Origin of the sequence: Vreelandella subglaciescola (genome assembly GCF_900142895.1) — a bacterium.
Classification (GTDB): domain Bacteria; phylum Pseudomonadota; class Gammaproteobacteria; order Pseudomonadales; family Halomonadaceae; genus Vreelandella; species Vreelandella subglaciescola.
Map to the genome: position 1 here is coordinate 2,111,813 of NZ_LT670847.1, position 25,962 is coordinate 2,137,774.

The 25,962-nt window shown below is 63.4% G+C and carries 24 protein-coding genes; 14 read left to right on the forward strand and 10 right to left on the reverse strand.

What is annotated here, in order from left to right; translation table 11 throughout:
* Positions 1-116 precede the first annotated feature (116 nt).
* From B5495_RS09865 to B5495_RS09885, 5 genes are all read right to left on the reverse strand, one after another.
* On the reverse strand, positions 117-1,529 hold the full coding sequence (locus B5495_RS09865; RefSeq protein ID WP_231897159.1) for a polysaccharide biosynthesis tyrosine autokinase: 1,413 nt from the start codon (positions 1,527-1,529) through the stop codon (positions 117-119).
* A 262-nt stretch (positions 1,530-1,791) separates the two neighbouring features.
* The gene (locus tag B5495_RS09870) at positions 1,792-3,210 is read right to left on the reverse strand and encodes an IS1380 family transposase (protein ID WP_079550256.1); all 1,419 of its coding nucleotides are present in this window, start codon (positions 3,208-3,210) and stop codon (positions 1,792-1,794) included.
* 56 nt (positions 3,211-3,266) lie between these two features.
* Entirely contained in the window at positions 3,267-4,055 is a 789-nt protein-coding gene (locus B5495_RS09875) for a Wzz/FepE/Etk N-terminal domain-containing protein (protein ID WP_079553362.1), read from the reverse strand.
* Between the two features lie 53 nt (positions 4,056-4,108).
* A complete protein-coding gene (locus B5495_RS09880; protein WP_079553363.1) occupies positions 4,109-4,540 on the reverse strand; it encodes a low molecular weight protein-tyrosine-phosphatase in 432 nt (143 codons plus the stop codon).
* 1 nt (position 4,541) lies between these two features.
* Positions 4,542-5,666, reverse strand: coding sequence for a polysaccharide export protein (locus B5495_RS09885; protein WP_079553365.1), 1,125 nt, complete (start codon positions 5,664-5,666; stop codon positions 4,542-4,544).
* Positions 5,667-6,111: 445 nt separating this feature from the next.
* On the opposite strand from B5495_RS09885, the gene B5495_RS14755 reads away from it, so the two are divergent.
* From B5495_RS14755 to B5495_RS09910, 6 genes are all read left to right on the forward strand, one after another.
* Positions 6,112-6,384, forward strand: a complete 273-nt coding sequence (locus B5495_RS14755) for a hypothetical protein (RefSeq protein WP_172824556.1) — start codon at positions 6,112-6,114, stop codon at positions 6,382-6,384.
* 73 nt (positions 6,385-6,457) lie between these two features.
* Positions 6,458-7,120 carry a YjbF family lipoprotein gene (locus B5495_RS09890; protein ID WP_172824557.1) on the forward strand — a complete coding sequence of 221 codons (663 nt, stop codon included), beginning with the start codon at positions 6,458-6,460 and terminating at the stop codon, positions 7,118-7,120.
* Positions 7,111-7,908: a capsule biosynthesis GfcC family protein gene (locus B5495_RS09895; RefSeq protein ID WP_079553369.1), complete on the forward strand. Its 798-nt coding sequence runs from the start codon at positions 7,111-7,113 to the stop codon at positions 7,906-7,908. Before B5495_RS09890 ends, B5495_RS09895 begins: the two co-directional genes overlap by 10 nt.
* Positions 7,905-10,046, forward strand: coding sequence for a YjbH domain-containing protein (locus B5495_RS09900; protein WP_231897161.1), 2,142 nt, complete (start codon positions 7,905-7,907; stop codon positions 10,044-10,046). The genes B5495_RS09895 and B5495_RS09900 overlap by 4 nt, the downstream gene beginning before the upstream one ends.
* Positions 10,047-10,149: 103 nt before the next feature.
* The gene (locus B5495_RS09905; RefSeq protein ID WP_079553372.1) at positions 10,150-10,746 is read left to right on the forward strand and encodes an OmpW/AlkL family protein; all 597 of its coding nucleotides are present in this window, start codon (positions 10,150-10,152) and stop codon (positions 10,744-10,746) included.
* A gap of 293 nt (positions 10,747-11,039) precedes the next feature.
* Positions 11,040-11,762 carry a glycosyltransferase family 25 protein gene (locus tag B5495_RS09910; RefSeq protein WP_079553373.1) on the forward strand — a complete coding sequence of 241 codons (723 nt, stop codon included), beginning with the start codon at positions 11,040-11,042 and terminating at the stop codon, positions 11,760-11,762.
* 577 nt (positions 11,763-12,339) lie between these two features.
* Here B5495_RS09910 and galE read toward each other — a convergent pair.
* Positions 12,340-13,356 (reverse strand): UDP-glucose 4-epimerase GalE, encoded by a 1,017-nt coding sequence (gene galE / locus B5495_RS09915; RefSeq protein ID WP_079553375.1) that lies wholly within the window; start codon positions 13,354-13,356, stop codon positions 12,340-12,342.
* 15 nt (positions 13,357-13,371) lie between these two features.
* Positions 13,372-13,977 (reverse strand): hypothetical protein, encoded by a 606-nt coding sequence (locus B5495_RS09920; RefSeq protein WP_079553376.1) that lies wholly within the window; start codon positions 13,975-13,977, stop codon positions 13,372-13,374.
* Between the two features lie 94 nt (positions 13,978-14,071).
* Here B5495_RS09920 and B5495_RS09925 point away from each other — a divergent pair, with 94 nt between their 5' ends.
* Positions 14,072-15,490 carry an IS1380 family transposase gene (locus tag B5495_RS09925; protein WP_079550240.1) on the forward strand — a complete coding sequence of 473 codons (1,419 nt, stop codon included), beginning with the start codon at positions 14,072-14,074 and terminating at the stop codon, positions 15,488-15,490.
* Between the two features lie 183 nt (positions 15,491-15,673).
* Here B5495_RS09925 and B5495_RS09930 read toward each other — a convergent pair whose 3' ends face one another.
* Both B5495_RS09930 and B5495_RS09935 read right to left on the reverse strand, forming a co-directional pair.
* Positions 15,674-16,420 carry a hypothetical protein gene (locus tag B5495_RS09930; RefSeq protein ID WP_079553378.1) on the reverse strand — a complete coding sequence of 249 codons (747 nt, stop codon included), beginning with the start codon at positions 16,418-16,420 and terminating at the stop codon, positions 15,674-15,676.
* Positions 16,421-16,432: 12 nt separating this feature from the next.
* Complete coding sequence (locus tag B5495_RS09935; protein ID WP_079553380.1) at positions 16,433-17,476, reverse strand: glycosyltransferase family 4 protein; 1,044 nt, start codon at positions 17,474-17,476, stop codon at positions 16,433-16,435.
* A 104-nt stretch (positions 17,477-17,580) separates the two neighbouring features.
* On the opposite strand from B5495_RS09935, the gene B5495_RS09940 reads away from it, so the two are divergent.
* From B5495_RS09940 to B5495_RS09955, 4 genes are read left to right on the forward strand one after another with little or no spacing between them, the layout of a single operon-like run.
* On the forward strand, positions 17,581-18,330 hold the full coding sequence (locus B5495_RS09940; RefSeq protein WP_079553381.1) for a glycosyltransferase family 2 protein: 750 nt from the start codon (positions 17,581-17,583) through the stop codon (positions 18,328-18,330).
* Between the two features lie 23 nt (positions 18,331-18,353).
* Positions 18,354-19,667: an O-antigen ligase family protein gene (locus B5495_RS09945; RefSeq protein ID WP_231897162.1), complete on the forward strand. Its 1,314-nt coding sequence runs from the start codon at positions 18,354-18,356 to the stop codon at positions 19,665-19,667.
* Positions 19,664-20,782 (forward strand): glycosyltransferase family 4 protein, encoded by a 1,119-nt coding sequence (locus B5495_RS09950; RefSeq protein WP_079553385.1) that lies wholly within the window; start codon positions 19,664-19,666, stop codon positions 20,780-20,782. The genes B5495_RS09945 and B5495_RS09950 overlap by 4 nt, the downstream gene beginning before the upstream one ends.
* Entirely contained in the window at positions 20,779-21,372 is a 594-nt protein-coding gene (locus B5495_RS09955) for a YrbL family protein (protein ID WP_079553387.1), read from the forward strand. The genes B5495_RS09950 and B5495_RS09955 overlap by 4 nt, the downstream gene beginning before the upstream one ends.
* Here B5495_RS09955 and B5495_RS09960 read toward each other — a convergent pair.
* Positions 21,363-22,118, reverse strand: coding sequence for a 3-deoxy-D-manno-octulosonic acid kinase (locus B5495_RS09960; protein WP_079553388.1), 756 nt, complete (start codon positions 22,116-22,118; stop codon positions 21,363-21,365). The two genes, B5495_RS09955 and B5495_RS09960, sit on opposite strands and share 10 nt — an antisense overlap.
* Between B5495_RS09960 and B5495_RS09965 the strand changes: the two genes are divergently transcribed.
* Genes B5495_RS09965 through B5495_RS09975 form a run of 3 tightly spaced genes read left to right on the forward strand, consistent with a single transcriptional unit; the run spans position 22,117 to position 25,958 of the window.
* Positions 22,117-23,205, forward strand: coding sequence for a glycosyltransferase family 9 protein (locus B5495_RS09965; RefSeq protein WP_079553389.1), 1,089 nt, complete (start codon positions 22,117-22,119; stop codon positions 23,203-23,205). The genes B5495_RS09960 and B5495_RS09965 overlap by 2 nt on opposite strands.
* A complete protein-coding gene (gene hldE, locus B5495_RS09970) occupies positions 23,195-24,625 on the forward strand; it encodes a bifunctional D-glycero-beta-D-manno-heptose-7-phosphate kinase/D-glycero-beta-D-manno-heptose 1-phosphate adenylyltransferase HldE (protein WP_079553391.1) in 1,431 nt (476 codons plus the stop codon). Before B5495_RS09965 ends, hldE begins: the two co-directional genes overlap by 11 nt.
* A gap of 1 nt (position 24,626) precedes the next feature.
* Positions 24,627-25,958 carry a 3-deoxy-D-manno-octulosonic acid transferase gene (locus B5495_RS09975; protein WP_079553393.1) on the forward strand — a complete coding sequence of 444 codons (1,332 nt, stop codon included), beginning with the start codon at positions 24,627-24,629 and terminating at the stop codon, positions 25,956-25,958.
* Positions 25,959-25,962: the final 4 nt, after the last annotated feature.

Below are 25,962 nucleotides of genomic sequence, written 5' to 3' on the forward strand. Positions count from 1 at the left end.
ACAAAAACCTGGCCTGCGGCGGCGCTTAGGCAAACCCTGAGATTGCTTCGCTTCGCTCGCAATGACACAGGGGCGCTCGCAATGACACAGGGGCGCTCGCCATGACGTGTGCTGTCTTATTTATACGAGTAGTTGTAGTAGCCGTAGCTGTAGCTGGCGGCGGCTTTGCGTTCCATGGCGTTGAGGATAGCGCCTTTGATCTCAACGCCCGCCGTTTCCATGCGCCGGTTGGCAATCATTAGCTCTTTCACCGGGTTCATCTGGAAGCGTGCCACCATCAGGCTGGTACCGCACTGCTTGCCGACTATGGCGGCGTCGGTGACGGCGAGTATCGGCGGCGTATCGATGATCACCAGATCAAAGCGCTGGCTGACCTGCTCGAGGAAGGCGCTGAAGTTTGCGTGCATCAGCAGCTCCGAGGGGTTGGGCGGGGCGCTGCCGCGGGCGACGTAGTCTAGCCCGTCGAGCGATGAGTTGCGCAGCACTTCGCTGAGATCTGCCTTGCCGGTGAGCCGCTCTGAAAGCCCGTTTCCGCTTTTGCCGCCAAAGGCGTCATGGACATGGCCTTTGCGCATGTCGGCATCTACCACCAGCACTTTCTGCCCCGTTTGGGCGCATACGGCGGCGAGGTTGATGGAAACGAAGCTCTTGCCGACGCCAGGGCTGGGGCCGGTGATCATCAGGCGGTTGCTGGTCGCTTCCATCATCGCGAAATGCAGGCTGGTGCGCAGGCCGCGCAGCGCCTCGATGGCGGTGTCGGTGGGTTCACGCAGCGCCAGAATGCCGGTCATCACGTTGTGGCCTTGGCGCTCGCGGCGATGCTTCACGCGTTTGATAAGCGTGTTCTGTTCATCGGAGAGCGGCACGCTGGCGTAGACGGGGATGCCGACGTCTTCGATCTGCTCGGGTGATTCCACGCCGCGGTTGAACAGGCCGCGCACCAGCACCAGGCCGACCGCGAGCAGGCCGCCCAGCAGGGTGGCCAGCACCACGATTAGCGGCTTTTTGGGCTCGATGGGCCCCGAGCCGACCAGCGCTTCATCGATAATCCGCACGTTACCCACCGTGCCCGCCCGGGCAAGCTTGAGCTCTTGGGCCTTGTTGAGCACGTTGACGTAGATGGCCTGAGTCACCTCTACGTCGCGGGTCAGCCGCACCACCTCTTGCTGCTCGGCGGGAAGCTGGTTAACCCGCTCATTCAGTTCGGCACGTTCCTGCTGAAGCTGACGCTTCTTGCGCTGCAGCGTTTTGTAGTTAGGGTGGCGGGGGGTGAAGCGCTGAGCCATCTCGGCTTCCTGGAACTCCAGCTCGTTGAGCTGCTGCTCCAGGGCGATGAACTGCTGGATAGTGGCTTGAGACTCGCTGGACAGGTCAACACTGTCCATTGCCACGCGATACTGATTAAGCCGCTCTTCGGCGTCTGCAAGCTGGGCGCGCAATTCGGGGGACTGTTCTTGCAGAAACTCCAGGCTTTGCTGGGCCTCGGCGGACTGGCGTTCCACGTTTTGGGTCAGGAAGGTCTCGGCCACGGCATCCAGAACGCCGCGAATCTCCTCACCCCGCCTTATTCATCAGGACGCCGAACGAGCGTTTTACGTCCCGTGGTGACCGGGACCGACCGGCTTTTATGTCATACGGTCGCTGAGTAGCCGATTAGCACATAGCTTTATCGTATCAATGCCGTGATATTTATAACTGAAGTTTATTGGTTTCGAGTGACGGCGCAGCCGTGGTCGTCGGCCTCCATAGTGGCCGTTTTGTCTGCTGGAAAAGGCTGAGTAATGCGACGTGTCAGGTCAATGCCGTCAGCCGCGGCAACCCCTTCAGTAAGGATGGCCACCATTTGTCGGCGGCATCGCCGAGGTGCACGGTGATACGCCGGGCGTGCACTGTCAGCGTGGCGGCCACCTTGAGCACCTGCTCGCGCATCCGCTTCAGGCTCCAGCCCTGCCGGGTCTGTCGTTCCAACAGGCAACGCAGCCCGTGTAGCACCTGATAAGCGCAGAGAGTCAGCAGCAGGTTTACCTCGTTGCGGGCCATGACGTCCTGGACGGTGGAGACACCGCGATCAGTCGAGGAGAGATGCATATCGAGCGACGACTTCACCTCGCCCATGTGGGCTTCGGCGCTGCCGCGCTTGCGATAAAGCGCCAGGACCTTTTCCGGCGGCCAGTCGAACTTGCCGAGATTGGTGACCAAAAAGAAGGCATGCAGCAGCAGATCATCGGGCCGCTCTTGTACCACCAGCACCACGCGCCGCGGCGCCGGCCAGGTACCGGCTTGGTACGCCAGGTCATGGCACCATTCCCGAGGTTGCTCGGGGGGCCGGCCGCGTGGCCGCTTCAGATGTGGCGCTGCCAGTGTCTGCAGGCCCGTATGACTGCGCAACCGGCCCAGATACTCGATGTCGCGATCTTCCAGCGCCTCAAGCGTGTCGTTGTCGGTGAAGCCGGCGTCGATGCGCACCTTGACCTTGGCCCCGGTGCTCTCGTTGAGTCGCCGCACCAGATGTGGGATCCAGGTATCGGCATTCTCGGCTGGGCCGGCGTTACCTTCACGCAGCAGGCCGCCCACCATGTCGCCGGTCTCTGCCAGCGAGGCCACCAAAGGCGAGTAGATTCTGGCCCCGTAAAGTCCATGAAACGCCGAACCGCCCTGGTGGCCGTGAACGTCGATCGGCAAGCCGTCGATGTCCAGCGTCAGATGCTCGGGGCGTTCGCCGCCGTTCAGCGAGGTCAGTCGCCAGACCGCCAGCCGCAGCAGGCCCTCATGCACGGTATCGATATTGTCGTCGCGGCCCAGGCACGTCAGCAGCCGCGACAGTGTCGCTTGAGATGGCCGGTCCTGAGCCAACGGCGTTGTCCCGCGGGCATCACTGCAGGCTAGCTGCCAGAGCGGGTCACGGCGAAGCGTATCGGTATCGCTGAGGTCGATCCAGCCCATCGAACGCTGCAGCACCAGGGTACGCAGCTGGCTGGCTAACGAGTGGCGGACGCGATCCGGGTCGCGGTGATCGACCAGATGGTCGTCCAGCGCATCGATCATGCCGCTGTTGTCGAGGGCTTCACGCAACAGCAAAGCACCGCTGTCGCTGGTGGTGCGATGGCCGCTGAGCTCGACGCGGATGGACCCGTTGCATGACGGGGTCCAGGGGGATAAGCTTTCACCCATGGCGAGTGGTCCTCTTGAATTGTGTTCGTTCAGGAACATCTTGATTCTACAAGAGAAACTGCTCGCCATCTTCTTTTCTGTCTCAGCCCGGTGAATTAGGCGGGCTCACGGTTCTGCCCGGTCATCTCGAGCTGCAGCATCCCGGTGCTGGCATTACGCCCGCCGCCGATCTCGTTCACGCTTAGGCGCGACTGCAGCGACTTGACCGTGCTCGCCTGTGGGCGCTGGACCAAGGTGAACTCTGCCCCGGGAGCGGCCTTCAGCTCGGCGATCCGCAGCTGAATGTCACCGCCCTCCAGGGTGGCGAGCTTACCGACCTCGCCCTCTCCCAGGCGCTCGCCGTCAAGCCGCAGCGCATAGCGCGCGTTGCCCAAGCTTTCTAACGTTAACGGCTGCCCGCGCAGGTGGTCGGCCACCTTCAGGCGCCCCAACGTCATAGATTCGCCGGCCCATACCTCTGGCTTGCCCTCGCGGAACCCGGGACGCTCTACGCCGCGCCGACGCAGTGCATCGCCGAGGAGTGGCAGGTCACGAGGTGTCACCTGGGCATCCAGCCCTTCTCGATTAACCACCAGGCCCAGCACCATGCGCGAGGTAAGAATCTGCACCTCGGCCGCCGTGCTTGACTCGGATTCCTCCCCAAAGACATCCCCTAGATCCCCTAGCGGGCTCACGCTGGAGCGCCGCTCTACCTGCACCAGGGCGTCACCTCGATAGATCGGTGTGGCCAAGGTGGCGTAGACGATACCGCCCAGGGTGAACAGCAGGGTAATGCCGATGATCCACCATTTGTGGTCAATCAAAAGGCCAAACAGGCGGCCGAGATCGATCTCGTCATCGCCCGCCGGCTGCGAACTTGTTTTAGCGTTATAAGGGTCTGACATGTTGAGTGGATTCTCTGGACGGGGGAGGAGGCAATGGGGGCAAGGGCGCGCGATTACAGCCGCGCTGCCCAAGCGCCGGTGGCGTCCTTCAGCAGCTGGTGTACGTGTTCAAAGGCTTCGGGGCTTTTGCGGTAGGGGTCGGGGATGTCGCGGCCGCCGTCGAGCCAGCGCCCTAAACGCATGGTCTTGCCCATGGCTTCGGGGGCGAGCTCGCCCACGGCGCGGCGCTGGCCTTCGCTCATGACCAGGATCAAGTCGGCGGTGTGCAGCATCTCAACGCTGAGCTGACGCGCCTGGTGGCTGGCCAGGTTGAGCCCTTCGGCCTCACCGAGGGCGCGCGCGCTGGGCTCGACGCCGTGGTCAACCAGCGCGCCCAGCCCGGCGGATTCGATTTGTCGATCCGGCAGAGCGTTGGCCAGCAGGGCAGCCGCTACCGGGCTGCGGCAGATGTTACCGGTGCAAACGACCAGGATGCGTTGAAACATATCAGTTGTTGGCGTCGCTGACGTTATCGACGGTATCGGCGGTGGTGCCCGGCAGGCTGATCGACGGCAGCAACAGGCTGATTACGCGGTTCCAGCGGGCCAGCGGCGCGGTGGTCACATAGATCACGTCCTGAGGCTCCAGGGGAAAGCGACTGCCCATCGAGAAGGCTATGGCGTTGCTCACATCGAGCTGGTAGACGGTCGCCAGCCGATCGCTCTGTTCGCCCTGGGGGCGAATGACAAAGATGCCGGAAGGCTCGGCGCTGCGCTCGTCGATACCCCCGCTGCGCGAGATGGCGTCGGTCAGCGTCAGGCGCTCGTTGCCCACCGGGATGTTGCCGGGGCTAGCCACTTGCCCCATCACGGCCACGGCCTGGTTCTCGGCGGTGGGCACATGCAGCACATCACCGTCGCGCAACAGGCGTTCTTGTCGCCTGTCCCCCTCACGCAGCAGGGCGTAGAGCGAGAGCTGTTCCTCTTTGCCATTGCGGGTCAGGAACACCTTGTGCCAGTTGGCGTCGGCGTCTGCCCCGCCCGCCTGGGAGATGGCCTCGGTGACGGTGAGCGGCACGCTGGTGATCGGCAGGGCGCCCGGCTCGCTCACCGCGCCGCTGATATAGACCTTCTTGGCGCGATAGGCGGCGACCCCTACATCGATCTGGGGCTGCTGGATGTAGTTCGCCAGGCGGCGGGTCAAGAGGCGACGCATTTCCTCCAGCGTCAGCCCAACGACCTCTAACCGCCCTACATACGGATAAAAGATGCTGCCGTCGTTGCGCACCTGGTTACCGGCCTCGGCGGCGCTGCGCTCAGCGCCTGCGGGAATGGTCAGCTCGGGGTGGTCATAGACGGTGATGCTGAGCACATCGCCCTCGCCAATACGGTATTCGTATTCTTCCAGCGCCTGGCTCAACGCCGCAGGCGCTGCGGTAGCCCGGCCTTCTTGCCGGGTCTGGCGATAGGTGGCCAATAGCCCCGGGGTGATGGGCTCGATATCGACGAGATCGTCGATCGGGGCGGCTTCCGAGCGGTGGTCGATGTGCCCTCCGGGTGCCAGGGCGCAGCCGCTCAGCCAGAGAACGCCACCCAGGGTGGCGAGGAATTTGATGGGCGTTGAATGGCGCATGTTGAGGTGCCTGCAGGGTGAAGCGACAAGTGTTTGGGCACGCTACCGCCCCGAGGTGTCATGGCGCATCCCCGAGGCCTGTCGTCGTTTGGTAGCGGGCAAGTTGTTTTGACAGCGGTGAAAAAGTCGGGCTGACCGCTGGTAAAGCGAAGGCATATTACATGACGACGGTATGGTAATACCAGTTGGGACGGCTCCAGCCCTTGTGGCCAGTCACCATACCCTTATGCTGATGATAAAGTCGCTGTGCCGCGTAGCGTCGGGACGGCGTCGTGCAATGCGGAACACAGCGCGAGACACCCGCGGGCTAAGCGTCTATCACCCAGTACTATCACCCACTACTATTACCCAGTACTATACTAAGCACTATACTGTGGCGGGCTTGACGGTGGTGTTGCCCATCGCAGAAGATGCCATAACAACGTTAACCAAGGAGGTTTTCAGGATGAAGAAAGGTATTGCACTGCTGGCCACGGCCGGGATGTTAACCGCGCCGCTGGCTATTGCTCAGAACGATGTGTCCACGGCTCCGAGCGACGACAAGCCGGCCAGTGCCGTTCAGGCAACCACGCCCCAGAGTGGCGGCGCCTCTGGCTTCGCCGAGTCGCTGGGCATCAGCAACACCACCCTGGCCGTGGGCATTGCCGCCGCTCTGGCCGTGGCGGTTGGCGTTGCCGTCAGCTCCGGCGGCTCGTCTTCCGGCACTGGTACCAACTAAGCGGGACACCAGAATGCCGCGAGTCTCGATAAACGGTCAGCAACTCGAAGCCGCCCCAGGGCGGCTCTTTCGTGTGCCTAGACGACGCTCGCGGCTGCCGGCTCTGGCCGTTGGCCTGCTGATGCTCTGGCTGCTGACGGGCTGCGCCAACGGCGGTAATTCGCCCTTGGTCGGACTGTTCAGCGACACCCTAGTGCCGTCAGGCGATCAGGCCGAGCGCGCTGCCGAGATCCCTTTTGCGAGCCTCTCCATCGACACCGGCGAGCGCAGCGGCCTGGTGGTGCTGGGGGCGAGCAGCGAACCCGACACCTTCTGGCCGATGGGCCACCACGGGCTGGTCTCGCTACGCCACGATGGCCTACAGGCCACGGCGGGGCTGGATGAGGACCTGCTCGATACCCGCTACCGGCACGGCGGGCAAGACGCGCTGCCGCCCTGGCAGCAGCAGACCCCCGGTTCTTTTGACCTCACCCGCACCTGGCAAGACACCGAGGGGCTAATGCACAGCCTGCGCGCGGAGGGCCAGCTTTCCTGCGGCCCCGCGGAGCAGCGCGAGCTGCCGCTGGCGACCCTGGCACTGGAGCCCTGCGCGCTGACCCTCGACTGGCAGGACGGCAGTACGACCCAGGGCACCCTGTGGCGCGACCCGGACAGCTTTCACCTCTGGGCGGGCGAAGAACAAGCCTGGCCCGAGGGCCCGACGATTCGCTGGGAGGTCGCGCGGCAATGGTGGTAAACAAGTGGATGGGCGCGCTGGCCATGGCAGCCTGCTTGATGGCGGCGCCGCTGGCCGCGCTGGGTCAGGCGGACTCCGCTAAGCTGTCGGACGGCTGGCTCGACAGCCTGTCGTCCGCCCCGGCGGTGGCCTGGAGCCATGCCTTCGCGCTGCGCCAAGACACCGCGGCGACGCTGGAGGGCAAGCGGCGCCGGCTGGTGGCCGAGCTGGATACGCTGATTATGCGGGCGCGGCTCGGCGGCAACGGCGCGGGACGGGTGTCGGGCCTAACCGCCTGGCGCCAGCGGCTGGCGGAAGGGGAAAGCCTGCCGGCCAGAACGCCGGGGCGCTTTGATCTGCCCTGGCTTGGCGCCCACCTGCGCCAGGATCCGCCGCTGGCCGAAATAGCGCTGTGGGGCAGCTGCGAACCGCCGGCCTGGGTCGAGGTTTGGCACCTGGGCGGAGTCACCCGGCTGCTCTGGCAAGAAGGCCTGGCGCTTGACGGGGCGCTCGAACGCCTCGCCCGAGACGCCGACGGTGAGGTCAGCGCGAGCGTCGATTATGCCTGGCTGATCACGCCGACGGGCGAGCGCCACCGCCGCGGCATTGCCGCCTGGAACACCCAGGCAACGCCGTTGGCCCCCGGTAGCCGGGTGATGCTGGAGCTGCCCGGCCCCCAGGGACTCTCTAGCGCTCTGCCCCTATCCGCCCCTCAGGCGGCGGGCAGACTGATCAATCAACGGCTGCCCGACTATCTCGCCACGCGACTCCCCGGTGACGACTGCACGACATGGAGCAAAGATACGTGACACGCGATACCCCGCAGGCAATAGCCGCAAAAGGACGAGGCGCGAGGCTGCTGGCGGCCTGCGTGCCGCTGTGCATGGCGAGTGCCAACGCACTGGCGGATAGCACGGACAGCAACCTGGGCAGCGGGCAGGGCGACTTCGGCGGCATCGGCCTGATGCAGACCCCTACCGCGCGCATGGCGCCGGTGGGCAGTATGCTGGTGGGCTGGAGCCGCATCGCGCCTTATCGCCGCTACAACGTGTTCTTCCAGCCCACCGAATGGTTGGAAGGGGGCTTTCGCTACTCAGAGATCGAAGACCGGCTCTACGGCGAGGCCATTGCCGGCGACCGCAACCTGCTCGATAAGGGCTTCGATATGAAGCTGCGCCTGCTCGAGGAATCGCGCTACTTGCCGGAGCTGGCGCTGGGCATGCGCGACATGGGCGGCACCACCCTGTTCGGCGCCGAGTATTTGGTCGCCAGCAAGCGCTGGCATGACGTGGATGTCTCCCTGGGGCTGGGCTGGGGCTACCTGGGCCATGCCGCCGACGCCGGCTCCCCGCTGGGCTGGCTTGATAACCGCTTTGACGCGCGCCCCGATGACAGCGGCGGCGACCAGGGCGGCGAGTTCGCCGTGGATGCGCTATTCCGCGGCTCGGTCGCGGTGTTCGGCGGGGTGGAATATCAGACCCCCTGGGACCCGCTGGTGATGCAGCTGGAGTACGAGGGCAACGACTACAGCAATGAACCCGCGGGGGGCGAGCTGGAGCAGGACAGCCGCGTCAACCTGGGGGCGCGACTGTCGCTGACTGAGGGCCTGTCGCTGCGCGGCGGCTGGCAGCGCGGCAATACGGCGATGATGGGGCTCGACTACCGGATCGACCTGGCCGGCCTGAGCCAGGTCAAGCGCGACTCGCCGCCGGTGGCGATCGATGCCGAACCGCGTAGGGATTGGCAGGCGGTCAGCAACGCGCTGGCAAACAATGCCGGTATCGCCGTGAGCCGCATCAGCCGCGACGGCCGCGACCTGACCGTTAGCGGCGAGCCGACCACCTACCCGTCGCTGCTGCAGAGCGAGGAGCGCGCCGGGCGCATTCTGCACGCCCAGGCGGGCGCTGACGTGGAGCGCTTTCGCTTCCGCTGGGAGAGCCGCGGTCTGGCGCTGCGCGAGGATGTGCATAACCGCTCAGCCCTGGCGGCGGCGGCGGGCTCCAGCGAGGACGAGGGTGATCACCGCTACGGCATTTACGCCCACGCCGATCTCGGCGATGCTGAGAGCAAGAATACGCGCGGCGAGACGCTCTACCAGACTCAATTACAAGGTTTTAGTTGGAACCTGGCGCCGCGGCTCGACCAAAACCTCGGCGGCCCGGACGGCTACCTGTTCCGCCTGATGGCCGTGCTGAACGCCGAGTACCGCACCGACCCCAACGGCTGGTTCTCGGGTGCGCTGGCCGGAACCGTCTGGGATAACCTGGACGACTACGATTATATCGCCGACTCCGAGCTGCCGCGGGTGCGCACCTATATCGGCGATTATTTGTCCGAGACCAGCTTGGGCATCGAGAACCTGCAGTACACCCGCACCGGCCAGCCGGGCGATAACTGGTACGCCATGGGCTACGGCGGGCTGCTGGAGATGATGTATGCCGGCGTCGGCGGCGAGCTGCTCTACCGCCCCTTCAACAGCGGCTGGGCGGTGGGCGCTGACCTCAACTGGGTGCGCCAGCGCGAGTTCGATCAGCGCTTCGGCCTGCGCGACTACGACACCTGGACCGGCCATTTCAGCGCCTACGTCGATACCGGGGTCGAGGATGTCCGCGCCAAGGTCAGCGTGGGGCGCTATCTGGCCGGCGATGTGGGCTCTACGCTGGACCTCTCGCGGGAATTCGACTCGGGCGTGCGCATCGGCGCCTGGGGTACCTGGACGGACGCCGGCGACGACTACGGCGAGGGCGGCTTCGATAAGGGGCTCTACCTGTCGATTCCCTTCGATGCCCTGTTTACCCGCTCCACCCGCTCGAGGGCCAATATTGCCTGGCAGCCGCTCACCCGCGACGGTGGCGCCAAGCTCGGCCGCCGCTACGAGCTCTATGACCTTACTGAGGAGCGTGACCTGGGGTCTTATTGGGACGACTATGAGGGCAGCTGGAACTAGCGGTTCGCTGGCATGGTTTGGTGATATTACATAGACTAGCGATTAATGCATGCATTAACCGGCGTCGCCGGAGAACCGAACACTCATCAGGAGAAATCTGACTATGCGCTCTAACAAGCTTATCGCCACCGCCGCTCTGACTGCTGCTGGCCTTGCCCTGACCAGCCAGGCCGCGCTGGCCTACCAGGCCGGTGACATCTATGTGCGCGCCGGCATCGAGAAAGCCGACATCAGTGCCGACGAACTCTCCCGCGAGAACAACTTCAACCTGGCCGGCGGCTACCTGCTGCACGACAAGCTGGGTCTCGAGGTTGGCATCGGCGAGGCGGTCGATCATGACTTCGCCCTGGATAGCGGGGCGCAGGGAAGTCTGGATCGCATGCCGGTTACCCTGCTGATGAACTACTACCCGCTGGGCGGCATTGAGGCTTCGCGCATTCAGCCTTTCCTCGGCGTGGGCGTGAACTACACGCGCTTCTCCAGCGTGGACACGGACGGCGCCGATAGCCTGGACATCGACGACGACTACGGCGTAGTCGGCCAGGTCGGCATGGACATGCTCATCACCGAGCGCATCCACGCCACCGGCTACGCGCGCTACTCCGAGATCGACGCCGACTTCGAACGCAACGGCAGCACCGTCGACGAGGTCCGCCTCGACCCGCTAACCGTCGGCGCCGGTATCACCTACCGCTTCTAAGCCTCTCCGCCCGAATGGCAGGAAACCGCGGTTGGTCAGGATGTAACCTCGCGCAGCGCCCAGTGGGCGCTGCGTTTTTTATTGCGCCCGGCTGACCTGGATCGTGGCGCGTTCTTCGATGCCTGAATTCAGGAGGCTAAGTGCGACGTAGGGCATAGGGCAACACCTTATCGGAATGTTCAGGTGTTGCACTCAGTTTCTGCGGCAAGGACACTTATACTGTTATGTTAAGTGTTTGTAATCAGAAAAATATATATTGTTTCTTTAATACGTTTAACTGATGGATTTTTTTGATGAAAATTATCGTTATTTCTAGGGTTTCAGACGTCAGGCGTCGAGATAATGTTTGCGCCATGCTAAAGGATAGTCCTTATGAATGGCAGTTTTTAGATGCGTATGAAGTTAACACTATACCGGAATGGTTTAATGCGATATATGATGAAGAAAAATCAAAGAAATACCGCTCATATTCCTTAGTAGGAGGGGAGAAAGGATGCTTCTCTTCCCATGTAGGTGCATGGCTTAGGTGTATTCAGCTTAATGAGCCAGTCATCGTTTTAGAGGATGACTGTACGTTACTTCCCACTTTTTTTGAAAAAATAAAAACTATAAGAATTTCAAGTTTTGAGTATGTTAAATTGGAAAGAAGGAGTGATGGATATGAGGTAGATGATATTTTCATGATTAACAAAAAAAACCGTTCAGGTGCTGTTGGTTATTATCTGTCTCCGGTAGGTGCCTTTAAATTTTTATCCACATTAAATGACATATATATGCCAATTGACCATTATATTGGTATGTCATGGAAGCATAAAGTTGCACCGATCGGATTGATTAACCAAATAATTACTCACGAAGGACAGTTTGGCACCGATATTCAGCATGATAGACAGAAGATAGAAAAAGAAAACAGCAAAAATAAATGGCTTAGGTTTTTAAGAAAATATAAGCGTTATATCGATGATAGTAAATATCAGAAATTTATAGATAAATGTCGAAGTTATTATATAAAGTAGACAGTTAAAGCTGTTGCATTGCGAACGCCCCTACGTCATAGCGAGCCCCTCCACTGTCATTGCGAGCACCCAAAGGGCGGGTGTAAACGCAGCGAAGCAATCTCGGGGTTTGCCTACAGCGCCACCGCGGGCTAGGAGATCGCCACGTCATTTACGCCAGATTGTCGGTGCTACGTTCCTCGCGATGACGAGTAGCGGGAAAGACGACACCGCGGCAGCCGCACGCGAGCGCAGCACCGTGCCCACTACGTCATAGCGTATGCCCACTACGTCATTGCGAGCCCAGCGAAGCAATCTCAGGGTTGGCCTACAGAACCACCGCAGGCTAGAGATCGCCACGTCGTTCCACTCCTCGCGATGACAGGTAGCAGGAAGCGTGCACGCGCCTCCTCTGTCATTGCACACACCCACTACGTCATAGCGAGCACCCAAAGGGCGGGTGTAAACGAAGCGTGGCCATCTCGGGGGTTTGCCTACAGCGCCACCGCGGGCATGTGATCGCCACGTCGTTTACACTCCTCGCGATGACAGTAGTGGGAAAAGTGCCACCGTGTCCAAGAGACTCCCACTGTCTGGCTCAGCTTGCGTATCCCTCCGGGTTGGCGCGCTGCCAGCGCCAGGTATCCGCCAGCATTTCCTCGAGCCCGCGCTTGGCCTGCCAGCCCAACTCGCGCTGGGCAAGCGTTGGGTCCGCCCAGCATTCGGCCACATCACCCTCGCGGCGCTCCGCTACGCGATACGCTACCGGGCAGCCCGACACGCGTTCGAAGGCCTGCACCATCTCAAGCACCGAATAGCCGCGCCCGGTGCCCAGGTTCCAGGTATTAACGCCCTGGCGTGACGCCAACACCTGCATCGCCGCCAGATGGCCGTCGACCAAATCCATCACGTGGATGTAATCGCGCACCCCGGTGCCGTCCGGCGTGGGGTAGTCGTTGCCGAATACCGCCAACGCCTCGCGGCGACCGACGGCCACCTGGGCGATAAACGGCACCAGGTTATTGGGAGTGCCGTTGGGGTCTTCGCCGATGCGTCCGCTTGCGTGCGCGCCCACCGGATTGAAATAGCGCAGCAGCGCGATCGACCAGCGCTCATCGGCGCGGGCCAGGTCTTGCAGCACGTTTTCTACCATTAGCTTGGAGGTGCCATACGGGTTGGTCGGCCGCCCCGTCGGCAGCTGCTCGTGGATCGGCATCGGGTGGCCGTCGCCGTATACCGTGGCCGATGAGCTGAACACCAGCCGAAACACCCCCGCGGCCGCCATGGACTGGCACAGGGTCAAGGTGCCGGCGACGTTATTCTCGTAGTAGCGCAGCGGCTCGGCCACGCTTTCGCCCACCGCCTTGAGTCCGGCAAAGTGCAGCACATCGCTGATGGCGTGCTCGGCAAACAGCGCATCGAGGCAGCGCCGGTCGCGGATATCGCCTTCGATGAATACCGGCGCTTTGCCGGCCAACTCGGTGACGCGGCGCAGCGATTCCTCGCTGGCATTGGCCAGGTTGTCGAGCACCACGACATCGTGCCCCGCCTGCAACAGCACTAACGTCATGTGCGAGCCGATGTAGCCCGCGCCGCCGGTGACTAATACTTGCATACTGATAGGCTCCGCCTAGTCGTTGAATTTCCAGTGACGCCCTTCGCGGGTAATGACGCCGGCCGCCTGCAATGCTTCCAGGTAGCGCACGGCGCTCGCGTGCTCACCGTCGAGCAGGTAGCGGTAGACCATCTTGGCCAGGTAGGTGACCGCGCGCGCCGTCTTCGAGTAGCGAATATTGGGTGGATCGATGCTGCAGTCGAACTGCATCACCGGCGTGCGCCAGTCGCCGTAGTTTTCGCTCAGGTAGCGATCCGCATCGGCGGCGCCCATGACCGCCTCGCGCCCCAGGTGATACTCGGCCAGCGTGAACGGCGAGTTATCCCAGCGGTGGATCGCCGAACCGTGCCAGACCACGCCCTCTTCCTCGACGTGTACGAACAGATCGGCCACCAGCCCGGTGCGGTGCACCAGCTTGATCAGAATCGGCTTGTCCATTTGGTAATAATGGACGCCGCCATTGGCCACTGCCTCGCGGAATGTGCAGTAGCTGCTGGCCTTGATGAACCAGCTACCGTTCGACTTCTCGACCGCTGCGTGAAGCCGTTCGGGTTCGAAGTCGTCATAGTCGACGCCAACGTCGATGTCGTAGTCGTGGCCCAGGAAGTCGCCTTCGCGCACCGCGCCGAGCAGCGTTCCGCTGACTATATCCCGCCTTATTCACCGGGCTGAGACAGAAAAGAAGATGGCGAGCAGTTTCTCTTGTAGAATCAATATGTTCCTAACCGAACTTGACTCAAGAGGACCACTCGCCATGGGTGAAAGCCTATCCCCCTGGACCCCGTCATGCAACGGGTCCATCCGCGTCGAGCTCAGCGGCCATCGCACCACCAGCGACAGCGGTGCTTTGCTGTTGCGTGAAGCCCTCGACAACAGCGGCATGATCGATGCGCTGGACGACCATCTGGTCGATCATCGCGACCCGGATCGCGTCCGCCACTCGTTAGCCAGCCAGCTGCGTACCCTGGTGCTGCAGCGTTCGATGGGCTGGATCGACCTCAGCGATACCGACACGCTCCGCCGTGACCCGCTCTGGCAGCTAGCCTGCAGTGATGCCCGCGGGACAACGCCGTTGGCTCAGGACCGGCCATCTCAAGCGACGCTGTCGCGGCTGCTGACGTGCCTGGGCCGCGACGACAATATCGATACCGTGCATGAGGGCCTGCTGCGGCTGGCGGTCTGGCGACTGACCTCGCTGGACGGCGGCGAACGCCCCGAGCATCTGACGCTGGACATCGACGGCTTGCCGATCGACGTCCACGGCCACCAGGGCGGTTCGGCGTTTCATGGACTTTACGGGGCCAGAATCTACTCGCCTTTGGTGGCCTCGCTGGCAGAGACCGGCGACATGGTGGGCGGTCTGCTGCGTGAAGGTAACGCCGGCCCAGCCGAGAATGCCGATACCTGGATCCCACATCTGGTGCGGCGACTCAACGAGAGCACCGGGGCCAAGGTCAAGGTACGCATCGACGCGGGTTTCACCGACAACGACACGCTTGAGGCGCTGGAAGATCGCGACATCGAGTATCTGGGCCGGTTGCGCAGTCATACGGGCCTGCAGACACTGGCAGCGCCACATCTGAAGCGGCCACGCGGCCGGCCCCCCGAGCAACCTCGGGAATGGTGCCATGACCTGGCGTACCAAGCCGGTACCTGGCCGGCGCCGCGGCGCGTGGTGCTGGTGGTACAAGAGCGGCCCGATGATCTGCTGCTGCATGCCTTCTTTTTGGTCACCAACCTCGGCAAGTTCAACTGGCCGCCGGAAAAGGTCCTGGCGCTTTATCGCAAGCGCGGCAGCGCCGAAGCCCACATGGGCGAGGTGAAGTCGGCGCTCGACCTGCATCTCTCCTCGACTGATCGCGGTGTCTCCACCGTCCAGGACGTCATGGCCCGCAACGAGGTAAACCTGCTGCTGACTCTCTGCGCTTATCAGGTGCTACACGGGCTGCGTTGCCTGTTGGAACGACAGACCCGGCAGGGCTGGAGCCTGAAGCGGATGCGCGAGCAGGTGCTTAAGGTGGCCGCCACGCTGACAGTGCACGCCCGGCGCATCACCGTGCACCTCGGCGATGCCGCCGATAAATGGTGGCCATCTTTACTGAAAGGGTTGCCGCGGCTGACGGCATTGACCTGACACGTCGCATTACTCAGCCTTTTCCAGCAGACAAAACGGCCACTATGGAGGCCGACGACCACGGCTGCGCCGTCACTCGAAACCAATGAACTTCAGTTATAAATATCACGGCATTGATACGATAAAGCTATGTGCTAATCGGCTACTCAGCGACCGTATGACATAAAAGCCGGTCGGTCCCGGTCACCACGGGACGTAAAACGCTCGTTCGGCGTCCTGATGAATAAGGCGGGTTGACGCCATGATCCACTTCAGGTTCGTGGCCACGTCGTTGCCCTCGATGCTGAAGATGAACTTGTAGTCCAGCTGCCGTTCGATTGACATGAACGGCTTACGAAACGCCGCCGTGCTCGCCTTGTTGTCCGTGGCGCCTATATCGCAGTGGCGAGAGCTCTGGCAGCGCTGCAAAAAGCGCATTCGATGCGGCTGATGAGCCGCACCCCGCCACACCAGCGCGTCCTGTTTATCGGCGTAGCGTCGCGCGTCTTTCACCCGGTAGAAATGCCGTACGCTGTTGAGCTTGAGCAGTACCGAATGGCGGTTATCGCCGGCGATGGGACGACTTTTGACGAAGGTGGGCTCGTCGGGCACGAAGCTTTTATCCCCGAAGCGGTAATGGTACGCCGCGCTGGCGGGAAAATATTTTGCCACATTATAAAAATCAATATGATACGTCGACTTTCGCGACCTTATGGCAAAATTCCGGTTGCTGACCGCCGCGTCGGAAAGCGTCACGGGGGCGTCAAGCCGGTTGTAGTAGTCCACCCGTGCCATAAGCGTTTCCTGCTTGTCCCGGGGCAATTCGTCAAAGGCGTCAAGCAGTGGTTTCAGTCGCCGCCTGCACAGCTGACGTACGGGTAACGCGGCGATCAGGCCGGTGGCGTAAAACGCTAGTTTATGCGCTCTGTAGGCGTTTTTTCCGCTTATCATGGGCAACAAAACCTAGGCAGTACGATGTGGATCAAGGGGTGAGTAAAGCGCCAGATAGGCGCTGGCCATGGCATCCGCAGAATAATCGGCCAGCCGCCGTGACGCCTGCTCCGCCAGCCGCTCGCGCAGGGCCTGTGCACGCAGCTCAATCAGGCCCCGGGCCAGCGCGTCGGCATCGCCGGGGGGAAACAAGAGCCCGGTCTCACGCTGGTGAACGATATCGGGGATGCCGCCGGTGTGGCTGGCAATGACCGGAACGCCGGCGCGCATGGCGTCCAGCAGTACCGAACCCAGCCCCTCGTTGCGCGAAGGGAAAGCAAATACATCCAGCGCCGGCAGGTAGTTGCCAATATCCGGCTTGAAGCCGGCCCAGACGACGTTCTCCAGCGTAGCGCTTTCCTGTTTCAACGCGATGTCATCTTCCCCGCGGCCGAAAAATACGAAGAGCATATCGGGGTGCGAGTGCTGCAGTTGGCGGGCGGCGTCGAGCAGCACGCGCTGCCCCTTGTGGCGGTCTACCAGCGCCCCGGCGTGGCCGACCAGAAAGCGCCCGGGGTAGTGCGCCCGAAACGCGTCGGCAACGCTGGGGTCCGGTGTTAGCGGGGTGAAAGCGCTGGGGATCTGCACCACCGGCTGGGGGCTCAACGGCTGTACTTCCCGAGCGATGACCCCTGACAGCGCCACGCAGCGGTACGCGCTCTTATAAAAGGCCAGATTGCTGCGTTTGCGCTTTATCGGCGTATCGACCCGTCGGGTAATCAGGTACGGCGTTTTGAATAGCTGGCGCTGCAGCCAGGCCCAGTGGACCGCTTTGGCGTCGTGGGCGTGCACCAGGGTGGCGTGACCGGCACGGCGGTGGCCGGCCAGCTGATGGCGGGCCGCCACAAAGGTGACGTTGGGCGTATCGCCCAGTTCAGCGCGTAAGGGCGAGTCGGGCCGGCATACCAGCGTCTGGCGTGCGATGTCGGCCCGTTTGGCCAGCGCCTGAATCAGCAGCGTCGTTTGCCGCTCGCCGCCGCGAAACCCTTTGGCCAGGTTGGCATGGATGATGTGCAAGGCCGCCTCGCTGAACGTTTGTCGCTGAAAGATTGTGAGCGTATTTGTGAGAGTAACGGCGGCTATAGTATCATCCGTTTTCACTCCTGACAGGACGGCTTGAGATGCTGGCTGAGCTAAGCGCCGTGATCATTACGCGTAACGCGGCGGCGACCCTCGCGCGTACCCTTGACGCGCTCGAGGACGTCGATGAGGTGGTTGTTTATGATAACGGCTCCACCGACGGCACGCTTGAGCTTGCCGCGCGTTATCCCAACGTTGCGCTGCACCAGGGCGAGTTTCACGGCTTTGGCCCGACCAAACGCCATGCGGTATCGCTCGCCCGGCACGACTGGATCGTGTCGCTGGATGCCGATGAAGCGCCCGATGCCCGCTGGCTTGAGTCGTTGGCCGGCTGGTTGCCCACGGCCGATTCCCGGCAGGTGGTCGAGGTGCACCGCGAAAACTGGATGCTCGGCAAGCCCGTGCGCCATGCCGGATGGGGCAATGACTGGCTGGTGCGGGTATTTCATCGCCGCGAGCATAATTTCAGCGAGGCCATGGTGCACGAGTCGGTAACGCTCGGGCAGGCGACGCAAATCGCGCGGCTGGACGGCTGCCTAACGCATTTGGCGGTGACCGAGCTGGCTCAGTTTCTCGACAAGATCAACCGCTACTCCGAGATTCGTGCGCGCTCGGATAAGCTGCGGGTTTACCCCGTAGCGCTGATTGTACTGAAAGCTGCGTTTGCTTTTTTCCGCACCTACCTGCTGCAGCGCGGTTTTCTGGACGGCTGGCGCGGACTGGTTATCGCAGTGTCCAACGCCAACGGCGTGTTCTGGAAGTACATGAAACGTCGCGTTCGGGATTTATGACCGCGCCCTGATACCCCACGCCTATGGCCCGCACACCTATGACCCACGTTGCTTTACCGCTGTCTGATTCCGCCGCTGACCAGCGCCGCCGCTGGCTGACCAGCGCCGCCGTGTTTGTGTTTGCCGCGCTGACGCTCGTTGTGCCCTCGGGCTACTCGTTAGGCCCTGCCATTCTGCTGCTGGCCGGCTGTTCGCTGGCGGTGCGTCGCCCGCGGCTGGCACTTGATACCGCTGATTGGCGGCTGATGCTGGCACTTGTTACCTACACCGCCGTAGTGGTGGCCGGCGCGCTATGGCACGGGCAGGGCATGAGTACGCTGGATCGCCCGCTGCGCTTGTGGCTGGCGCTGCCCGCGCTGCTCTGGGTGATGGCTTACCCGCCCCGGCTAGGCGGGGTGTGGGCGGGGCTGGCGCTGGGCGCCATGGGCGCCGGCGGGTTTGCGTTGTGGCAAAGAGGGCAGGGGGTGGCCCGTGCGGATGGCTACATGCACGCCATTCAGTTTGGCAATATCAGCCTGCTGCTCGGCGTGTTCTGCCTGGCCGGGGCCGGCTGGGCGTGGCAGCAGCCCCACCGCCGCGCCTGGCTGTGGCTGCTCGGGCTGGGCGCCGCTGGCGGTCTGCTGGCCTCGTTGCTCTCCGGCAGCCGAGGCGGCTGGGTTGGGTTGCCTCTGGTGCTATGGGTGCTGTATCGCGCCTATGGCAAGGGCTTTTCGCCAAAAGCCAGGCTGCTGGCGCTGATGATGGTAGCGGCGCTGGCGCTGGCGGCCTATAGCCTGCCGCAAACCGGGGTCAAGCATCGTGTCGCCCAGGCCGTGGACGATATTGCGCTGTACGTCAGCGGCGAAAAAGTCACCACTTCGGTAGGTTCGCGCTTTGAAATGTGGCAGGGCGCCACCCATCTGGCGCTGGAGAAACCGCTGATGGGCTGGGGCGAGCGCGACTATAGTGCCGGCATGGCCGATATGGTTGAGCGGGGCATTGTGCACCCCAGTATCAAGCAGTTCGATCACGCCCATAACCAGTTTCTGGATACGCTCGCCAAGCAGGGCATCCCTGGCCTGGCCGCGCTGCTGCTGCTGTTTGGCCTGCCGCTGCGCCTGTTTAGCCGCCACCTGAAAGACCCCGATCTAACCGTGCGCTCGCTGGCCGCCGCCGGCGCGCTGCTGTGCGTGGCGCACATCGATTTCGGCCTGACCCAGGCCGGTTTCAATCACAACAGCGGCGTGATGATCTACGCTTTCTGGCTGGTAATCTGGTGGGGCATTCTCTATCGCTATCGCCGTGCGCAGCGCTGTGCCGCTACCGCTGCGTCACCGGCCAGGAGCCCACGCCCGTGAAGATTGCCCTGATCCACATGCGTCACGCCAACTCCGGCGGCACCGAGCGCTTTCTCAACGCGCTCTCGCGCTATCTGGCCGAGCGCGGTGAAGACGTCACCATTATCTGCCGCTCCCACGTGGCGCCGTCGCACCCGGCCATCGGCTTTGTGCGGCTGCGCCCGTTCAGCGTGGGCAAGGCGCACCGCATCTGGCGCTTTGCCCAGGCGGTGGAGCGCCACGTCAACGCCGCCGACTACGATCTGGTTTATGCGCTGGGGAAAACCTGGACTCACGATATGCTGCGCATTGGCGGGGGCACAACGCACCATCATCTGGCCTCGATGCCGCGCCGGCGCTTGCGTTTCAAAGACAAGGTGGCCATGCGCATTGAAGCCAGGGCGATGGCGCCCGGGGCGTATTACCATGTGGTCTCGAACTCGTGGCAAAGCGACAGCGAAATTGCCGAGGCGTATCGCGTGCCCGCCGCCCGGCGCTCGGTGATCCACAACTTCGTCGATACCCGCCGCTTTGACCGCCAGCGGCTGGGTAACGAGGTCGCCGCGCTTGGCCAGCAGCTGGGGCTTGATGGCAATACGCCGGTGCTGCTGTTTCTGGGTACCGGCTACCGGCGCAAGGGGCTTGAACCCACGCTTGAGGCCTTCGCCCGGCTCGACGTTGAGGCTACCTTGCTGGTGGTTGGCCGTGATTCCCAACAGGCGGAATACGAGGCCCACGCCCAGCGTCTGGGCATCGCCGACAAGTGTCGGTTTCTGGGCGAGCAGGCCTCTCCCGAGCGCTATTTTGCGCTGGCCGACTGCTATGTTTTGCCGGCGCGTTACGAGCCGTTCGGCTTTACCGTGCTCGAAGCGCTGGCCTGTGGCACGCCGGTCATCACCACGCAAAGCTGCGGCGCCAAAGAGGTGGTCACGCCCGAGGTGGCAACGGTGATCGACGCGGCCGACAACGTAGCGGCACTGGCGCAGGCGATGGCGCACTGGGTTGGGCAAAAAGACGCTGCAGCGCTTGGCATGCGCTGTCGCGAGCTGGCGCTGACGCTGGATGTGGAAGAAATTATGGCGCAGAACTACCGGCGGATTTTGGCCGTTCATCAGCAAAAGCAGGCGGCCCGATGATTGACGTTACCGGGTGGCGGGTCGTGGGTCGGGGCGATGAGCGCATCTGCTATCAGCATCCCGACGATCCGGCCCGCTGCGTCAAACTCAGCCGGCGAGAAAAAGCCAAGCAAACCCGGCGCGAGCTGCGCTATTTTCGCCTGCTGCGCCGCCGTGGCGTGCCGTTCACGCTTATCCCTGCGTTTTTCGGCGTGGTGAAGGGCGAGGGGGTAATCGGTCTCGAACAGCAGCTGGTGCTGGATGATCAGGGCGCGCTGCCGCCCAACGTGTCGGAGTACCTCGCTACGCCGCTGACGCCGCAGCAGGCCAGCCGTTTCTGGGCGGGGCTGGGGGCGCTAAAGGCGTATCTGTTGGCCTATAGCGTGGTGCCCTGCGATCTGGTGATGAGCAATCTGTTGGTGATCGAGCGGCCGGACGCCACCACCGTGATGCTGATCGACGGCTTGGGCGCCTCGGAGTTTATTCCGCTGCCCGATTACGTGGCGTTTCTCGGGCGTCGCAAAATCCGGCGCAAGTGGGCCAAATTCATGGCTAAAACGGTCAGGCCGCGCTTTGCTCAAACTCAGGCTCAGCCCGCAGATCAGGCCTGATAGCCGGCGGCAATGCGCTCGCCCGCGCGTGCCGCCGCGTCGGGGTTGGCAAATTTCGCCAGCGAGCGTTCCAGCCGCGCCACATTGGCCTTTTGCCACCTGCCCGGCGCGCGCAGCCGGCAGCGGTCAAGGTCGATCAGCCAGGGGGTATCGTCGGCGTCGACCAGAATATTGCGCGCGTTGAGATCCACGTGGTCGAGCCCCGCGTCGTGAAAGCGGCGGATCGTGCGCCCCACGCGCTCAAGCAGCAGCGGCGTGGCCGTGTCGTTTTGCAGCCGCTCGGCCAGCGCGCCGGCGCCGGCAATACGCCGGGTTATCAGCGCGGCCTCGTAGCTAAGCCCATGGCGGGTCACGCACACGGCCACCGGGCGGGGCACCGGCAGCCCCAGGCTAAATAGCCGGGCGGTCAGGCGTATTTCGCGAAAGGCACGGGTACGCTCGGCGCCCGTCCACAGGTAGCGCGCCTTGCTCAGCCGGGCGATAAGCCCACCGCGCCGGTAGGGGCGCAGCACCCACTGCTCTGCCGCACCTGCGTACGGCGTGATGAACAGGCTGCTGCCCCGCCCGGGGGCCTCGCCGGTTACCCGCCCGCGCGCACGCCAGTAGCCCGGGGAGAACGTGTCCGGGGAAAGGTCGCCCGGGCAAAACAGCGCGGGCCGGTTTTTGTGTGATTCCGGCGCGTCACATAGAATGTCCGCATCGTGTAACATTAGACTTTTGTTCTGCCGGAGTGCCGCTAAGCGCATGAAGCCCTCTCTGCCTGCCAATCCTCACCATATTGCCATTTTACGCCTGTCCGCGCTGGGCGATGCGTGCAATCTCGTGCCCACGATACGCGCGCTGCAGCGCCGCTGGCCGCAGGCGCGTATTACCTGGATTATCGGCAAGGGGGAGCACAGTTTACTGGCGGGGCTTTCCGGCGTCGAGTTCGTGGTTTACGACAAGTCTACCGGTATTGCCGGTATGCGCGCGCTGTGGCGTGAATTGGGCGATACCCGCTTTGATGTTTTGCTGCACATGCAGCTGGCGCTGCGCGCCAGCGTGCTCTCGCTGGGGCTCAAGGCCGACGTGCGGCTGGGTTTTGATAAAGCCCGCGCCAAGGACGCCCAGCACTGGTTTACCCAGCACCAGCTGCCCGCTCACCCCAACGCCCACGTGCTTGAGTCGTTCATGGATTTCGCCCGTGCGCTGGGGGTGGAGGATGACCGGCTGGAATGGAACCTGACGATCCCGCCGGAGGCCTACCACGAGGCGCGCCTGATCAGTGGCGAGGCGCCTTACCTGGTGATCAACCCCTGCAGCAACGTGCGGCTGCGCAATTTTCGTAACTGGACGGTGGAAGGCTACGCCAGCGTGATCGAACACGCCTGGGTACAGCACGGGCTGACCAGCGTGCTTACCGGCGGCCCCAGCCCGCTGGAACGCGACACCGGCGTGCAAATACAGGCGCTGTGCCAGCCGGGCAGCGTGATCAATGCCGTTGGCGACACCTCGCTCAAGGGCATGCTGGCACTGATTGACCGTGCCCGCGCGGCCATCGCCCCCGATACCGGCCCGGTTCACATGGCCAACGCCGTGGCCACGCCGGCGCTGGGGCTTTTTGCCACGTCCAACCCGCACCGTTCCGCGCCCTACCAGTGGCGCGAGTTCGTGGTTGATGCCTACCCCCGCGCAGTGCGTACCTACCTGGATAAGTCGGTAGACGACCTGGCCTGGGGGCAGCGCGTGCGCCACCCCGACGCCATGCTGCTGATCAAGGCCGATGAGGTCATTGCCCGGCTGGAAGCACTGCTTGCACATACCGCCGCCGAAGGAACGTCCGATGAACGTTGATCTGACCGCTCTGGAACACGCCCGCGTGCTTATCGCCGGCGACGTGATGCTCGACCGCTACTGGCACGGCGGTACCTCGCGTATCTCGCCCGAAGCGCCGGTGCCCGTGGTGCGCGTGGAAGACGCCGATGACCGCCCCGGTGGCGCGGCCAACGTCGCGCTCAACGTGGCCGCGCTGGGCGCCCGTGCCGCGCTGGCCGGGGTGGTAGGTCAGGATGACAACGCCAAGCGGCTTGCCGAGCAGCTGGCCGCGTCCGAAGTCAGTACCCACTTTCAATACAGCCCCGATGTTCCCACGATTACCAAACTGCGGGTGATGAGCCGCAACCAGCAGCTGCTGCGGTTGGATTTTGAAGAGCGCCTCGACGGTGTCGACACCCGCGAAATGGTAGCTCACGCCGAACGCGCATTGGCCGATCACGACGTGCTGATTCTCTCCGACTACGGCAAGGGCACGCTTAACCGCGTTGAAACGCTGATTCAGGTGGCCAGAGCGGCGGGTAAGCGCGTGCTGGTCGATCCCAAGGGTACCGACTTCAGCAAGTACCGCGGCGCCAGCCTGATGACGCCCAATCTGGGCGAGTTCGAGGCGATTGTGGGTCACTGCGCCACCGATGCCGAGCTTGCCAAGCGAGGTGAAGTGCTGCGCGCCGAACTGGAGCTGGAAGCACTGCTGATCACCCGCAGCGAAAAGGGCATGACGCTGATTCGCGAAGGCCTGCCGCCGCTGCATCTGCCCACCCGCGCCCGGGAAGTGTTCGACGTCACCGGCGCCGGCGACACCGTCATCGGCATGATGGGGCTGGCGCTGGCGGCCGGGCACGGCTTTCCCGAGGCGATGATGCTCGCCAACCTGGCCGCCGGGCTGGTGGTGGCCAAGCCCGGTACCGCTACGCTGTCGCTGGGTGAGCTGTATACCGCGCTGCACGGCGACACGCTCGCCGAGTTTGGCGTGATCGCTCAGGCACCGCTGATTGACGCCGTGCGCGCCGCCCAAACGCGCGGTGAGCGTGTGGTGATGACCAACGGCTGCTTCGATATTCTCCACGCCGGCCACGTGGCCTACCTTGAGCAGGCGCGCAAGCTGGGCGACCGACTGATTGTCGCGGTCAACGACGACGCCTCGATTGCGCGGCTGAAGGGCGCCGACCGCCCGATCAACCCGCTGGCGCGGCGCATGCAGGTGCTGGCCGGGCTGGGCGCGGTGGACTGGGTGACGCCCTTTGCCAACGACACGCCGCAGGCGCTGATTGAAGCCGTGCTGCCCGACGTGCTGGTCAAGGGCGGCGACTATCGGCCCGAAGATATCGCTGGCGGTGAGGCCGTGCGCGCCAACGGCGGCGAGGTCAGGGTGCTGAACTTTGAAGACGGCGTCTCGACCTCGGCGATGATCGCCACCATTCTCGACCGCGGGCGCTAAGGTGGCACGCTGGCCTCGCTGTGCCTACAGCGCGGCGCTCTATGCGCTCTCGCCCTGGGTGATACGCCGCGTATGGCGTGAGCAAGTACCCACTTACTCGCGTGGCCAGCGGCTGGGGCTGGGCCCGGAATTGGGCGATAGCGCCGGCGCGGCAACGCTGTGGCTGCACTGTGCCTCAGTGGGTGAGGTGCGCGCCGCGCGCCCGCTGATCGGCGCGCTGCTCGAACGTTACGCTGACCATCGCCTGTTGATCACCACCATGACAGCCACGGGGGCGGAGCAAGTGCGAGTACTCACTAACGACTTGCTGCCGGCGCTTGCTTCGCGACTTGATCACCGCTTTATCCCGCTTGACTGGCCGGGCAGCGCGCGGCGCTTTGTGGCGCGGGTGCACCCGGTGCTGGCGATCATGTTTGAAACCGAGCTGTGGCCCAACCTGCTGCATGCCTGCCGGCGCCGCGGCGTGCCGGTGGCGGTGGTCAACGGGCGGCTATCGCCCCGCGCTTTCGAGCGCTACCAGCGGATCAAACCGCTGATGCGCCAAGCGCTGGCTAACGTTAGCTGGCTGGCGGCGAAATCCCCCGCCGACGCCGAGCGCTTTATCGCGTTGGGCATGCCGGCCGAACGTACCGCCATCGTCGGATCGCTAAAGTTCGAGAGTCGCCCGGATGCTGCGGCGCTTGAGGTAGGTAAGCGCTTACGTGCGGACGTTGAAACAAGCGCTGAAACAGGCTCTGAGGCAGCGCCCGGCGGGCGGCCGGTGTGGGTAGCAGGCTCGACCCGCGACGGCGAAGAAGCCGCGCTGCTCGAAGCCCACGCCACGCTCAGGCAGCGCTACCCCGAGGCGCTGCTGGTACTGGTGCCCCGCCATCCCCAGCGCTTTGACGCCGTGGCCGCTGAAAGCCGGAAGGCCGGCTTTGTGACCGTCCGGCGCAGCCAGAAAGAACCGGTGACGGCGGCAACGGCGGTGTATCTGGGCGATACGTTGGGCGAACTCGGCGCGCTTTATGCTGCCGGTGACGTGGCCTTTGTCGGCGGCAGCCTGGTGCCTCTGGGCGGGCAAAACGTGGTCGAGCCGGCAAGCCTCGGGCGGCTGGTGCTTACTGGCCCATCGCTTGAGAACTTTGACGATGTGGCCGAGCCGCTCAAAGCCGCCGAGGCGCTTGAACAAGTGGCTGATGCCAGGGCCCTGGCGGAGGCGCTGATTCATGCCTTCGATAACCCTATTGAGGCACGCCGGCGGGGCAGCGCCGGCCAGGCAGTAGTCGCCGAACAGCGCGGCGCGCTCGAGCGCACGCTGGCGGGACTTGGCCGACTGCTGACGTTTAGCTAACGGC

Coding starts and splice junctions, on each gene's coding strand:
- B5495_RS09870 (WP_079550256.1), bottom strand. CDS start 3,210: ATGTTCCTGAACGAACACAATTCAAGAGGACCACTCGCCATGGGTGAA.
- B5495_RS09875 (WP_079553362.1), bottom strand. CDS start 4,055: ATGTCAGACCCTTATAACGCTAAAACAAGTTCGCAGCCGGCGGGCGAT.
- B5495_RS09880 (WP_079553363.1), bottom strand. CDS start 4,540: ATGTTTCAACGCATCCTGGTCGTTTGCACCGGTAACATCTGCCGCAGC.
- B5495_RS09885 (WP_079553365.1), bottom strand. CDS start 5,666: ATGCGCCATTCAACGCCCATCAAATTCCTCGCCACCCTGGGTGGCGTT.
- B5495_RS14755 (WP_172824556.1), top strand. CDS start 6,112: ATGAAGAAAGGTATTGCACTGCTGGCCACGGCCGGGATGTTAACCGCG.
- B5495_RS09895 (WP_079553369.1), top strand. CDS start 7,111: ATGGTGGTAAACAAGTGGATGGGCGCGCTGGCCATGGCAGCCTGCTTG.
- B5495_RS09905 (WP_079553372.1), top strand. CDS start 10,150: ATGCGCTCTAACAAGCTTATCGCCACCGCCGCTCTGACTGCTGCTGGC.
- B5495_RS09910 (WP_079553373.1), top strand. CDS start 11,040: ATGAAAATTATCGTTATTTCTAGGGTTTCAGACGTCAGGCGTCGAGAT.
- galE (WP_079553375.1), bottom strand. CDS start 13,356: ATGCAAGTATTAGTCACCGGCGGCGCGGGCTACATCGGCTCGCACATG.
- B5495_RS09925 (WP_079550240.1), top strand. CDS start 14,072: ATGTTCCTAACCGAACTTGACTCAAGAGGACCACTCGCCATGGGTGAA.
- B5495_RS09930 (WP_079553378.1), bottom strand. CDS start 16,420: ATGATAAGCGGAAAAAACGCCTACAGAGCGCATAAACTAGCGTTTTAC.
- B5495_RS09940 (WP_079553381.1), top strand. CDS start 17,581: ATGCTGGCTGAGCTAAGCGCCGTGATCATTACGCGTAACGCGGCGGCG.
- B5495_RS09945 (WP_231897162.1), top strand. CDS start 18,354: ATGGCCCGCACACCTATGACCCACGTTGCTTTACCGCTGTCTGATTCC.
- B5495_RS09955 (WP_079553387.1), top strand. CDS start 20,779: ATGATTGACGTTACCGGGTGGCGGGTCGTGGGTCGGGGCGATGAGCGC.
- B5495_RS09965 (WP_079553389.1), top strand. CDS start 22,117: ATGAAGCCCTCTCTGCCTGCCAATCCTCACCATATTGCCATTTTACGC.
- B5495_RS09960 (WP_079553388.1), bottom strand. CDS start 22,118: ATGCGCTTAGCGGCACTCCGGCAGAACAAAAGTCTAATGTTACACGAT.
- hldE (WP_079553391.1), top strand. CDS start 23,195: ATGAACGTTGATCTGACCGCTCTGGAACACGCCCGCGTGCTTATCGCC.